This window comes from Kitasatospora sp. Ki12 (assembly GCF_054601375.1).
The window spans coordinates 1-11538 of record NZ_BAAIHT010000006.1 but is presented as its reverse complement, the minus strand read 5'-3'; the positions used below and the strand labels follow the sequence as shown (position 1 = coordinate 11538).

The 11538-nt window shown below is 72.6% G+C and carries 12 protein-coding genes; 9 read left to right on the top strand and 3 right to left on the bottom strand.

The window, feature by feature from the left end; all coding sequences use genetic code 11:
- Nucleotides 1-77: 77 nt before the first annotated feature.
- From ACYP53_RS42325 to ACYP53_RS42300, 6 genes are all read left to right on the top strand, one after another.
- A complete protein-coding gene (locus ACYP53_RS42325; RefSeq protein ID WP_459651392.1) occupies nucleotides 78-242 on the top strand; it encodes a hypothetical protein in 165 nt (54 codons plus the stop codon).
- Nucleotides 243-341: 99 nt separating this feature from the next.
- A complete protein-coding gene (locus ACYP53_RS42320) occupies nucleotides 342-575 on the top strand; it encodes a hypothetical protein (protein WP_459651391.1) in 234 nt (77 codons plus the stop codon).
- Nucleotides 576-697: 122 nt separating this feature from the next.
- Entirely contained in the window at nucleotides 698-1270 is a 573-nt protein-coding gene (locus tag ACYP53_RS42315; RefSeq protein WP_459651390.1) for an RDD family protein, read from the top strand.
- 51 nt (nucleotides 1271-1321) lie between these two features.
- The gene (locus ACYP53_RS42310; RefSeq protein ID WP_459651389.1) at nucleotides 1322-1978 is read left to right on the top strand and encodes a hypothetical protein; all 657 of its coding nucleotides are present in this window, start codon (nucleotides 1322-1324) and stop codon (nucleotides 1976-1978) included.
- Entirely contained in the window at nucleotides 1975-2703 is a 729-nt protein-coding gene (locus ACYP53_RS42305) for a hypothetical protein (protein WP_459651388.1), read from the top strand. Before ACYP53_RS42310 ends, ACYP53_RS42305 begins: the two co-directional genes overlap by 4 nt.
- A gap of 121 nt (nucleotides 2704-2824) precedes the next feature.
- Nucleotides 2825-3115 (top strand): hypothetical protein, encoded by a 291-nt coding sequence (locus ACYP53_RS42300; protein WP_459651387.1) that lies wholly within the window; start codon nucleotides 2825-2827, stop codon nucleotides 3113-3115.
- Between the two features lie 89 nt (nucleotides 3116-3204).
- Here ACYP53_RS42300 and ACYP53_RS42295 read toward each other — a convergent pair whose 3' ends face one another.
- Nucleotides 3205-3387, bottom strand: a complete 183-nt coding sequence (locus ACYP53_RS42295; protein WP_459651386.1) for a hypothetical protein — start codon at nucleotides 3385-3387, stop codon at nucleotides 3205-3207.
- A 668-nt stretch (nucleotides 3388-4055) separates the two neighbouring features.
- Between ACYP53_RS42295 and ACYP53_RS42290 the strand changes: the two genes are divergently transcribed.
- Nucleotides 4056-5408 (top strand): tetratricopeptide repeat protein, encoded by a 1353-nt coding sequence (locus tag ACYP53_RS42290; RefSeq protein ID WP_459651385.1) that lies wholly within the window; start codon nucleotides 4056-4058, stop codon nucleotides 5406-5408.
- Between the two features lie 392 nt (nucleotides 5409-5800).
- Here ACYP53_RS42290 and ACYP53_RS42285 read toward each other — a convergent pair whose 3' ends face one another.
- On the bottom strand, nucleotides 5801-6511 hold the full coding sequence (locus tag ACYP53_RS42285; protein ID WP_459651384.1) for an HNH endonuclease family protein: 711 nt from the start codon (nucleotides 6509-6511) through the stop codon (nucleotides 5801-5803).
- A 307-nt stretch (nucleotides 6512-6818) separates the two neighbouring features.
- Between ACYP53_RS42285 and ACYP53_RS42280 the strand changes: the two genes are divergently transcribed.
- Both ACYP53_RS42280 and ACYP53_RS42275 read left to right on the top strand, forming a co-directional pair.
- Nucleotides 6819-8189, top strand: coding sequence for a PIN domain-containing protein (locus ACYP53_RS42280; protein WP_459651383.1), 1371 nt, complete (start codon nucleotides 6819-6821; stop codon nucleotides 8187-8189).
- Between the two features lie 496 nt (nucleotides 8190-8685).
- Complete coding sequence (locus ACYP53_RS42275; protein ID WP_459651382.1) at nucleotides 8686-9384, top strand: hypothetical protein; 699 nt, start codon at nucleotides 8686-8688, stop codon at nucleotides 9382-9384.
- Nucleotides 9385-9486: 102 nt separating this feature from the next.
- Here ACYP53_RS42275 and ACYP53_RS42270 read toward each other — a convergent pair.
- On the bottom strand, nucleotides 9487-11538 hold a 2052-nt coding region (locus ACYP53_RS42270), incomplete at its 5' end, for a HEAT repeat domain-containing protein (protein WP_459651381.1).

Sequence of the window (11538 nt, the reverse complement as noted above, 5' to 3'; positions counted from 1 at the left end):
CGGCCTCTACCCAGGCCACCACCTCCGCTACGCCGGACCGCGATCCCGTCCGGCCTCGACCCGCCGGAGCAACCCCCATGTCCACCGTCCTCCAGCACACCGCTCTCATCACCGCGGCGAGCGCTTGCTGGTACGCCCTCGCCGTCTCCGCCGCCGCCATCACCGCGGTGGTCGCCCGCACCGCCGACCGGCGCCGCGACGCCCGGGAGGTCCTCAAGGTTCTCGTCCGCCGCGGCCGCTGACGGAGCGACAGCGGCCCGGCAAACCGGGCTCACGCGAACGGGTGCCCGCCGCCTGCCCCAGACCGCGCACGACCGCAAGGCCCAGGCCACGATGACCGCGTGACCGCCGAACCCCCGGCCTACCGCGCCGACGACGTCCTCGAAGAGACCACCGAACCCGGCCGACTGCTGCGCGTGCTCGCCGTCGGCGAGGAGTCCTACTTCATCCGCCTAATCGGCGACGCGCCCCTCCAGACAGAGCCGCGGGAGTGGGCGTGGGCGCACCAGGGGTGCGAGCAGCACACCCGCCTCGTCCGGCCAGCCGACGACCGGCCGTCGACCGCCGGCATCTGATCATTTGCCGCAAGGACCCGGGCAGTGACCGCCCCGCCCCGGTCGTCGTTGACCCCTGCGGGCGCCGGCTGCGCAGACCGGCGCCGGAGGAGGCACGTGAAAGCGACCGGACAGGGCGACCGATGACGGCCCCGTATCCGCCGACCGGCGTCGCGCCGTGGTGGCAGGGCGGCACCGGCGCGGGCGGCATCCCGCACCAGCACCAGCCCGGCCGCAAGACGGCGATCCCCGGGCTGGCCCCGTGGGACACGCGGGCGATGGCCACCGCGATCGAGCTCGGCCTGGCCGGCGGCATCATGACCGCCTACACCGCGATCCTCTACATCGCGAAGCCGGCCTTCGCCGTGCTCCAGGTCGTCGGCATGCTCGTCGGCCTGGACGTCCGCGCCGCGTTCACCTCCGCCTACTGGCTGCTCGGCGCCGGCTTCCTCACGTGGCAGTGGGCGGTCCGCGGCCGGACCGGCGAGTCGATCGGCCAGCGGCTGATGGGAATCGTCCTGGTCGACGAGGACACCGGCGCGCCCGTCGGCCCCGCGCGCTCCGTCATCCGCAGCCTCTGCCACGTCGTCGACATCCTGCCCGCCTTCGCCGGCTACGCCCGCCCGGTCGTGCACCCGAGGTGCCAGACCTTCGCGGACAGCATCACCCACACCGTGGTGGTGAAGCGCTCGCTGATCAACTCGATCGCCCAGTAGCAGGCCCCCGTACAGCTGGACTCGAACGAGTATTCGAATTACGTTGGGGGTGTGACCAGCGCCGTTCCCTTCTCCCGCCCCGCGCGCCCCGCCCCGGTGCCCGGCGACGCCGAGCGGGCACCGCGCGAGCTGATGACGCTGCCCGGCGCCCACCGGGACGTACGGCGCTGGCGCCTGGTCGAGATCCGCCAGGGCGGCCGCTGGCGCCCCGGGCTGCTCACCGTGTGGCGCCGCCCGCCCGGCAGCACGGTCTGGGTGGTCCACGTGCGCTGGGCCGACGACGCGACGGCCGACGGCATCGACGCGTGGGGCTGGTTCCTGTTCGACCAGGACCGCATCCGGCCTATCCCCGAGCCCGACAGTCCCGCACCCGCCTACGAGCCGTACTACGGAACCTGGCACGACGCCGTCGCCGTCCCGCGCGAACTCGCCGGCCCACCCACCGCCACATCCGAGGAGTCCTGCTGGCGCCTGGCCTGGCTGCGCACCGGCGGCGGGTGGCGCTCGGCGCTGGTCACCGTCCGGCGACGGCCCGGCCCCGGCCTGCCGTGGATCGTCCACGCCCGCTGGGGCGAGGACAAGGACGTGGCCTGGGTGATCGCCGACGCCGCCGTCGTGCGCCCGCTGTCCCAGACCGAGGACGCGGCCGCCGCCCAGCCGTCCCCGGCCGGCGACGGTGCGGCTCGCGGCGTGGCGGCCCACCCGTGACCACCGCCGCCCGCCCGGAGGCGGAGCGCCGCTTGCGCCTGGCCGAGCTCCTGGACCAGACCTCACCCGACACCCGTACGCGCCGCGGCGCCGACCAGACCCTGCCCGTCCTCGAACCCCTCGCCCCGCTCCTGCCCGCCGGCGCCCTCACCCGCGGCACCGTGCTGGAGACCGACGACGCCGCTCTGCTGCTCGCCCTCGCCGCGGGACCCCTTGCCGCTGACCCCACCCGCTGGGCCGCCGCAGTAGACCTGCCCGACCTCGGGCTCGCCGCCGCCGCGAACTACGGCCTGCCGCTGCAACGCCTCGTCGTCGCCGACCACGTCGGCGAGCAGCACTTCGGCGAGGTCGTCGCCGCCCTCGCCGACGCCTGCACCATCCTCCTGGTCCGCCCACCCGAACACCTCGCACCCCGCACCATCGCCCGCCTCGACGCCCACCTACGCCGCACCGGCACCGTCATGCTCTGCCACGGCCGCCCCTGGCCAACCGCCACGCTGCGCCTGGAGGTCACCGGCCGGCGGTGGGTAGGGCTCGGCGACGGCTGGGGCCAGCTGACCGGCCGCGAGACCGAGGTCCGCGCGTCCGGCCGCGGCGCGGCCAACCGCCCGCGTACCGCCCGGCTGTGGCTGCCCGACGAGAACGGCGCCATCACCACCGCCGCCGCCGGCGCCCCGGGTGTCGTCGGTACGGAGCGGCCGGCCGCCGTCGCCGCGCTGGCGTAGCCGTGGGTGCGCGACGGGGCGCGCGCCCGCACGCTGGAGCAGGGCCGGCCTGTCGTCCTGGACCCCCGAGCGGGCACGGGCCGGTCCCCGGTTTCCGTCCGTGGTGTCGGTGCCGGCTGGGATGCTGACCACCACGGACGACGAGGCACTGATGCGGGGCCGGGTCTACGGAGCGGACCACGACGATCCTGACCCCGGACCGCAGGACGGGCACGAGTACCGCGAGCTCGTCGGCGGGCCGCTCGACGGCCTGCTGCTGGACGTCACCGGCTGGACCGCCGCCGAACTCGCCGTCGGCGCCGCGCTGGCCACCGAGATCGGCACGTTCGGCGCCGGCGGCCGCGCCCACTACGAACCCCGCACTGCGGACCCATCCCGCTCCCGCTGGGACTGGGCGGGCGACAGCCCCTGACCCCACCCCGTCCCACAAACCCGGCCCCGCCGAAGACGGCCGACACCCTCCCGAACTCCCGATCCGGTCAGGGCGCCGATTCCGCGGCGTCAGCGCCAGTGCACCTCGATGTGCTGCGCGATGAACGTCAGCACGGTGACGAGCAGGCTGGAGCCGGCGCCGGTCAGGATCGCACCGCTCATCCGGCCCGGGTCGCGCCACGCGGGCCGCTCCCGCTGAGGCGTCATCCGGGCCAGCGCCGTACGCCGTCGCTCTGGTGCGTTCGAGGCCATGGTGGTTCCCCTCCGATGTGTTCTGCGTGTGGTTGACACGGACTCAGGGGCACCGCTCCTGCTGTCCAGTGTGCGCGGTGCCCCGGGCAGGGCCGGGTGGGTCCGTGACACCGGACAGTAGGGGCCTGGGAGCGCCGATCAAGCGGCAACGGGGGAGCGGATCTGCGCCGCGGAGCCGGGGCTGCGCGCGAGCGAACCGGTCGGGTCTACACCCTCCTGGCGGCCGGTCAACCCCCGTCGACCTTGGGTATCCGGAACCGGCCCGGACACGCTGGTGGCCGCCACCCCACTGCCGGGATGGCGGCCACCACGAGCCACGCCGCCTGCCAGGCGCCGGGCGGGAGCGCGCGGCTACGCGCGGGTGTCGGGCAGCTCGGTCAGCGTGGTCTCCCTTGAGACCAGGCCACAAGGGAGAACAGCCCATGGCCCAGCCGCCGGCAGAACGTTCAGGCGTTCAGAGCCGGCCGAGCTTCGGGGCGGGGCGCGGCCGACCTTAGTTCTGGTATTCGAACTTCGCCCTGCCGCCCGCCCGGTGGGCACTCGCGGGCGCGCGCGGGCGGCCCGGCAACTGGACCGCGGTCGAACCCTCGCCGCCGAGCGTGCGGGCACAGGCCGGCCGAGCCGGCGGTCGGACTCGGTGTCAGAGGCGGGGGTTACGGTGCGTCGTTGTGGACGTTGCTGATCTTGACTATCGGGCCCGGACGCGGTCCGGCTGCATCCCGCCGGAGCTGGTCTCCCGGCTTCTCGAACGAGGCCATGCCGAGGTGGTGGAGGCGTGGGCGGGGCGTGGGGAGTGGTTCTGCGCGCGGGAGTGGGCGCGGCTGCTCGGGGAGGAGGGCCGACAGGGCGAGGCGCTGGAGGTGCTCGGCCCATTTCTCGCCACCGGCTGGTGGACGGCGGTCGAGGCGACCGCCGAACTGCTGGAGGGTTGGGGCCGTGTCGAGGAGGCGATCGAGATCACCCGGGCCCGGATGGCCATCGGCCACCCGATGGCGCTGCGGTCCTACGCCCGGCTGCTGGCCCGGCACGGTCGCGCCGGCGAGGCGTTCACCCTGCTGCGGCCGCACGTCGACGACTGGTCCCTCGCCCGGGCCCTGGTCGACGTCTCCGAGGGCACAGGCCGCGACGAGGAGGCCGCCGAGCTGATCGCCGCCCGGATCCCGGCCGACCATCGCTGCGACGGCCCGTGGTGCTGCCGCGGACTCGACCCCGACGTTGCGATCGGCCTGCTCGCCACGATCCGCGAACGCCAGGGCCGCGTCGACGAGGCGATCGCCCTGCTCCGCACCCGCGAGACCACCTCGCTCAACGGCCGCGACCAGCTGGCCGACCTGCTCGCCCGGCACGGCCGGATCGGGGAACTGCGCGTGTACGCGTGGACCGAGGACCTGGGGCACGCTGTGCGGCGGCTGGCGGATTTGCTGGAGGAACGCGGCGACGTGCAGGGCGCGATTGCCGCGTACCGGCAGGCCGCCGGGCCGGCCGCCCAGGATCCGAACTCGGCGTACGAGCTCGCGCAGCTCCTGGCCCGGCACGGCCGGGGTGACGAGGCGATCGCCGTGATGCGCACCCAGGCCGACAGCCGCCCAGGTGAGGACTGGATCCTCCACTCCTTGGCCGAGCTGTGCCTCGACCAGGGCCGCCCTCAGGACGGCCTGGCCCACCTGGACGACCTCGCTGCCCGGCGCGGCGGTGAGGAGGAGTGGGACGTGTTCTGGATGCGGCTGCCGCTGATCGCCGCCAGCGCGGGGGGCGACGAGGCGGTCGAACGGGCCTGGGCCCACCCCGAGGGCAACACCTCGTACGCGGCCTCGCACGTCGCCAGGCTGCTGGCCGACGCGGGACGGACCGAGGAGGCCGTCGCCGTCCTCGAACAGCACGCACCGGCCAACCGCCACGCCCTGGCCGGCTACCTCATCGACCTCGGCCGCATCGACGACGCCGTCGCCGTTCTCCACCAGCACATCCCCCAACCACCCGTCCCATGGACCGGCCCCTGGGCTGACAAGCCCCCCTTCTGAGACGGCCGCCCGCCGAGCCGCAGGGCGAGCCGACCGGCCCGGCCACGTGCAGGTGCCGAGCATCGACTTCAGCGCCGGGCGTCGTCGGTCCGGCTGCCCGACGAGAACGGCGCCGTCACCACCGTCACCGCGAGCGCTCTGGGCGTTGTCCGTACGGAGCAGCCTGTCGCCGTCGCCGCGCTGGCGTAGCCGCAGGCGTGCGACGGGCCGCGTCCCCGCACGCTGGAGCAGGGCCGGCCCGTCGTCCCGGACCCCCGAGCGGGCACGGGCCGGCCCAGGGGCCCGACCGCGGTTCCGGTGCTGGCCGGGAGGCTGGCCGGCACGGACCCTCGGGCCCGGTCGGGGCCCGAGGGGCGGCGGGTGGCCTGTCGGCAGCGGTCTGGTGGGTGGGGTCAGCGGGCGAGTTCGACCGTGATGGTCTCGTCGGGGCAGCTGGCGGCGATCTGGTGCAGGGTGTCGGCTTCGCGCTGGTCGACGGTGAGGGACCAGCGGGTCTTCACGGTGGTCCAGTTGGTGAGGTAGGTGCAGGCGTAGTGGCGGGCGGGGGGCATCCAGTCCGCCGGGTCCTTGTCGGCCTTGGAGCGGTTGGAGCGGGCGCTGACCGCGATCAGGGACCGCTCGTCGCCGAGGTCGTTGGCGTAGGCCTCGCGCTCCTTGGGGCTCCAGGCGTAGGCGCCGGAGTCCCAGGCCTCGGCGAGCGGCACCATGTGGTCGACGTCGAGGGCGGCGGAGTCGGTGACGGTGAGGTCGTCGTAGGGGGAGAACCAGGTGCCGCCGGTGAGCGCGCAGCCCGGGCCGACCTCGGGGGCGTCGACGGCCTTGGCGATGATGACTTCCTTGCGGGTGTTGCAGCCGTTCTTGTCGGCGTCGATCCAGTGCCGGAACTTGGTGCGCTCGTAGCCCTCGCGGTTCTCCTCGGCGACGGGCAGGGCGTCGATGGCGTCGTGCAGCCGGATCGTCAGGACCTGCCCGGGGGAGCGGTGATGGCCGCCCTTGGCCGGTGCTGCGGCGGCTGCCGGCGTTGCCATGGCGAGGGCGGTGAGCGCGAGCAGGGCGCTGGCGGCGAGCGCGGTCGTGCGCGCGAGGGCGGTGCTGGTTCGCATCGGGGGCTGTTCCGCTTCCTGATCGATCAACAGTCGTTGTGGATCTTCCTAGCGGCCGCCAGCGGGCAGGGGGAAGCGGATCGGCATGGGGTTCACCCGCCCGTGCGAGAAGTCGTACCGACATGGTTCGACGAACACCGAATCCGCTCCATCCCCGAGCCCGGCGACCCCGCACCGGCCCACGGTCTGTACTTCGGCACCTGGCGCGACGCCGCAGGCCAGAGCTGCAGCGAGAAGTCCGGTGACACCGCCTGCACTGGAGGAGGACGATGTCTCCCATCCCGACCTGCGGAGAGGACACCGCCCTGTGATCATTTTCGACACGAACGCGCTGAACAACATTCAGCTCGGCAGTCCGCGCGCGGACATCCTGCGCAAGTTCCGGGCCTCGGCCCAGCACAGGGTTGCGGTGCCGTGGATGGTCCTGGAGGAATTGGCCGCGCACCAGGTGAAGGCCTACATGGCCGCGCGGGAGACCACGCGCTCGGCTCTCAACGCGCTGCGCAAGGCAGCGCCCTGGCAGGTTGCCGAGGACTTCACCCCGCCGGCCCTGGAACTGCAGCAGTGCCAGGAGTACTGGCGCGAGCAGTACGGCGCCCTCTTCGACGACATCGTCGAGACCGGTGCCGAGGCGGCCCGCCAGGCGCTCGTACGGGAGGCCCTCGCGCTGCCTCCGGCCGAACGCTGGAAGGAGAAGTCCATAGGCGGCCGTGACGCTGCGATCTGGTTCTCCATCCTGGACTTCCTGCGGGCCAACCCCGAGGAGGAGGTCTGGTTCGTGACCGAAGACGGCGACTTCGGGGACGGCCGCGACTACCCGTACCCGATGGACCAGGACCTCGACGACATGGCCGGCCGCCTGCACAGGATCTCCGGCTTCGACGAGGTCATCTCCCGCTTCACCGAGACCATGGACGACCAGCAGGCCGACGCCGAGACCGAGGCCTTCCTGCGCTCCTCCCTGGCCGTGGAGACCGTCGCTCAGGCGGCGGCCGACCTGCTGTACTCCCAGTTCGGATTCGCCGGGACCGGGAGCGAAGGCCGGGAAACCCGGTGGCAGAGCTTCGCCATCCGTCCCCAGACCGGCCTCCTGAGTTTCGGGAACGCGAAGGGGCACCGGATCGGCGACGACGTCTGGTACACCGCAGAGACCACCTGGCTCCTTCACGGGATCGCGCTGGAGGCCGATCAGGACGGCATGGACAACGTCACGTGCGTCTGGAAGGTGAAGCTGCTGTTCTCCACCGTCGAGACCCAGAAGGCACCGACGATCCTGCACACCGAGGGACCGGCTGCCGCAGACACCGCCGACGAGCCGGTCAGCGCTATGCTCGCGACGCTCGAGGAGGCGCTTGTGCGAGAGACGGACGAGAGGGTACGGGGCCGAGACCACAGGCGGCTGACCGTCGGCGAGGTAGCGGCCTTGACGGGCATGTCGCCGGCCCCGGGCGCCCTTGGGCACAACATCCTGGCAGGGGCCGCGATCGCGAAGGCGTTCACCTCCTCCCCCAGCATCGACGTCGCGAGCACAGTGCCAGCCTGGCGGCAGTCATTCTTCAGTACCTCTGTCTCCAAAGAGATTCTCCGGGGTATGGGAACTGCCGCCTCCGACGCGATCATCCGGGGTATGGGCACCGCCGCCGCCGAGGCGATCATCCGCAACGTGGCAAAGCCGTAGACCGCACCGGAGGACAATCCAGATACCCAACTGCGCAGTTGGTCCACCGGCTGGGATGGGGCGGACCGGGGCGGTCACGACGGTGGCCGCCCCAACCGACCGGCGCTCAGCACAGGAGCGCGTAGACACCCCCGGCCACAGAGACAGCCTTGGCCAGCCAGCAGGCGGCCAGGCACATGAAGCCCGAAAGGCCGCCACCAACAGGGTGGCAGCCTCCGGAAGCCGGACCGCTGGGCCTCGTCCCGCTGGCCGAGCTGCTCGCCCTCTGGGCGCTTGGAAACAATAGTTTCCAAGTCGTTCGGTTCCTGGTCTCACCGCCGACCTGCCCTCGCACACCTAGGACGGCGGTCCGTACCCGACTTCCGGAGGCACCGCGCGATGGCCACCCACCCCGACCCCGCCGCCGCACCCGATCGGTTGGAGCTCTGGCCCTGTACAGCGGCCGGCCCGCGCCCGCCGACGGGACCTGGGCCGCCCGATCCTGGATTCCCCGCTGGTGCGCGGCGCGATGTGGCTTCGCTGGACCGGCCACGACGGCATCCGCACCCTCCACCAGGGTGCCGCCCTGGCCCGCGGCTGGACCGAGAAGGACGTCGACGGCCTGGACGGCTGGGCGGCCCTGAACGACGGCCGGATCGTCCTCGGCGCCCGCCCGGGCGGTGGCTTGCCGAAGCCGGTCGTCCACGCCGAGGCGTGGCAGGCCGGCGCGACGCCGCACGCCGCCCTCACCCAGCACCCCCACCACCCCGCCCCGGGCGAGGACGACGACCAGGAGACCGGACTGCTCGGCGGCGCCCGCAGCCGGGTCCGCCGTCGGGCGGCCGGGATGACCCCGGAGAGCCTCCAGCAGGCCCTGCACCGGGCCCGGGAGGACGAACGCGCCGCCGACCGGTACGCCGACGCCGGAGACGAGACCGCCCACGCCACCGCGGCCGACGCCATGGCCGAGTGGCAGCGCGTACACGACCACACCGCCGCCACCCGCGCCGAGCGCTACGACCCCGACCACGACACCGCCCTCCAACACGCGCTGCGCCGTGACCGCCACCGCCGCGACGTCGCCGAATGCGCCCGCGAAGCCGCCCACCAGGCCCGCCAGACCGCCGACGCCGCCCACCGTCGCCTCGCCGGCACCGCCGCCCAACCCCTCCACCGCCCTCGACCGCGCCGGCCTCCACACGCTCACCGACATTGACCACCAGGCCGTCCGCGACCTCACCCACCACCTCGACCCCGTCACGCTGCTGGGCCATCATCATGCCGAAGGCGCAGAAGTCGCTGCGCCGGCACCGTGCGTTCAGCCCCGACGGGCAGACTCGACAGTGATGGACAGGCCGTATTGCTGCTCCAACCACATCGAGGCCTCTCCTGCGGTTTTCCTCACGTCCTCGTCGTCGTGTTGCTTCATGGCGTCGATGAGGGTGAGGCTTTCAGGTTCTTCCGGCCACAGCATCGCGAGCAGCTTGATCACTTGGATCCGGATTTCAGCCGGATAGTCACTTTTGGTGTGCTCGCAGACAACAGGCCAGGCCACGTCCGGGAAGTTTGCTGCCGACAGGCGCAGGGCGGTGCTGCGGACGTCCGGGTCGGTGTCGGTGGTGGCGGCCAGGACGGCCTGGTGGGTGTCCGGGTGGTCCGCCCACCCTTCCGCCAGCACGTGCAGGGCGGTGCTGCGGACGTTCGGGTGGGTGTCGGTGGTGGCGGTCAGGACGGCCTGGCGGGTGTCCTGATCGCCAGGGAACCTTGCTGAAAGTACGTCCAGGGCAGTGCTGCGGACCTCCGGGTCGGTGTCGGTGGTGGCGGCCAGGACGGCCTGGCGGCTGTCCGGGTGGTTCGCCCACCCTTCCGCCAGCACCCCCAGGGCGGTGCTGCGGACGTCCGGGTCGGTGTCGGTGGTGGCGGCCAGGACGGCCTGGTGGGTGTCCGGGTGGTTCGCCCACCCTTCCGCCAGCAAATGCAGGGCATTGCCGCGGACGTTCGGGTGGGTGTCGGTGGTGGCGGTCAGGGCGGCTTGGTGGGTGTCCGGGTGGTCCGCCCACCGTTCCGCCAGCACGTACAGCGCGTTGCTGCGGACGTTCGGGTGGGTGTCGGTGGTGGCGGTCAGGACGGCCTGGCGGGTGTCCGGGTGGTCCGGCCATCCTCTGCCAAGTACCCGCAGGGCGGTGTTGCGGGCGAAAGTGGTGTCGGTGGTGTCGGTGGTGGCGGTCAGGACGGCCTGGCGGGTGTCCGGGTGGTCCGCCCACCGTTCCGTCAGCAAATGCAGGGCATTGCCGCGGACGTTCGGATGGGTGTCGGTGGTGGCGGTCAGGGCGGCTTGGTGGGTGTCCGGGTGGTCCGCCCACCGTTCCGCCAGCACGTACAGCGCGGTGCTGCGGACGTTTGAGTCGATGTCGGTGGTGGCAGTCAGGACGGCTTGGTGGGTGTCCGGGTGGTCCGCCCACCCTTCCGCCAGCACCCCCAGTGCGGTGCTGCGGACGTTTGAGTCGGTGTCGGTGGTGGCGGTCAGGACGGCTTGGTGGGTGTCCGGGTGGTCCGCCCACTGTTCCGCCAGCACGTGCAGTGCGTTGCTGCGGACGTTCGGGTGGGTGTCGGTGGTGGCGGTCCGGACGGTTTGGCGGGTGTCCGGGTGGTCCGCCCATCCTCTCCCGAGTACCCGCAGGGCGGTGCTGCGGGCGTAAGTGGTGTCGGTGGTGTCGGTGGTGGAGGTCAGGACGGTTTGGCGGGTGTCCGGGTGGTCCGGCCACCGCTCCACGAGCACCTCCAAAGCGGCGCTGCGAAGGAACGGGTCCCAAGGGATGCGCACTTGGCGCGCAGTTTCCTCCAAATCTCGGCTCAGCGCCGCAGCGATTTCGTTGCCCCGCAACGGGCTACCCGCCGTTCGGGTCGCGTAGTACCAGCGCAAGTAGCGTTCCCGGCCACTCCAGAAGCGGTCAAAGGTTCCAAGGGCAGGCACGGCTTCATCAAAGGAGACAAATACCGACTGGCGCAGCACGGTGATGAGGGTGTTGATGACGGCGTCACTTTGCGCGGCCACGGACAGGTGCCGGTTCTTGCTGTCCGGGGCGGGGGAAGCGCCGATTTCCTTGACCTCGGCCAGGACACGGATAGCCAATACCAGCATCGCCACTGACCCGCCGTCGGGACTGCCTTGTTGCCGGTGTCGGTGAAGGAGGTGCGCGATGAAGGCCGCCACGCCACGCTGATGAAGGTTGCCAGCCATGAGGAGCAGCACTTCGTGCCACGCGGGATCGCCAGCCTTTTCGGCCAGGACCGCGACCATCTCGTCGCGGCTCCATTCCTCCTCATAGGAACGGTTCAGGAGTTCGGCGGCGGCGAGGTACTCGAGGAA

Coding starts and splice junctions, on each gene's coding strand:
- ACYP53_RS42325 (WP_459651392.1), top strand. CDS start 78: ATGTCCACCGTCCTCCAGCACACCGCTCTCATCACCGCGGCGAGCGCT.
- ACYP53_RS42315 (WP_459651390.1), top strand. CDS start 698: ATGACGGCCCCGTATCCGCCGACCGGCGTCGCGCCGTGGTGGCAGGGC.
- ACYP53_RS42300 (WP_459651387.1), top strand. CDS start 2,825: ATGCTGACCACCACGGACGACGAGGCACTGATGCGGGGCCGGGTCTAC.
- ACYP53_RS42295 (WP_459651386.1), bottom strand. CDS start 3,387: ATGGCCTCGAACGCACCAGAGCGACGGCGTACGGCGCTGGCCCGGATG.
- ACYP53_RS42285 (WP_459651384.1), bottom strand. CDS start 6,511: ATGCGAACCAGCACCGCCCTCGCGCGCACGACCGCGCTCGCCGCCAGC.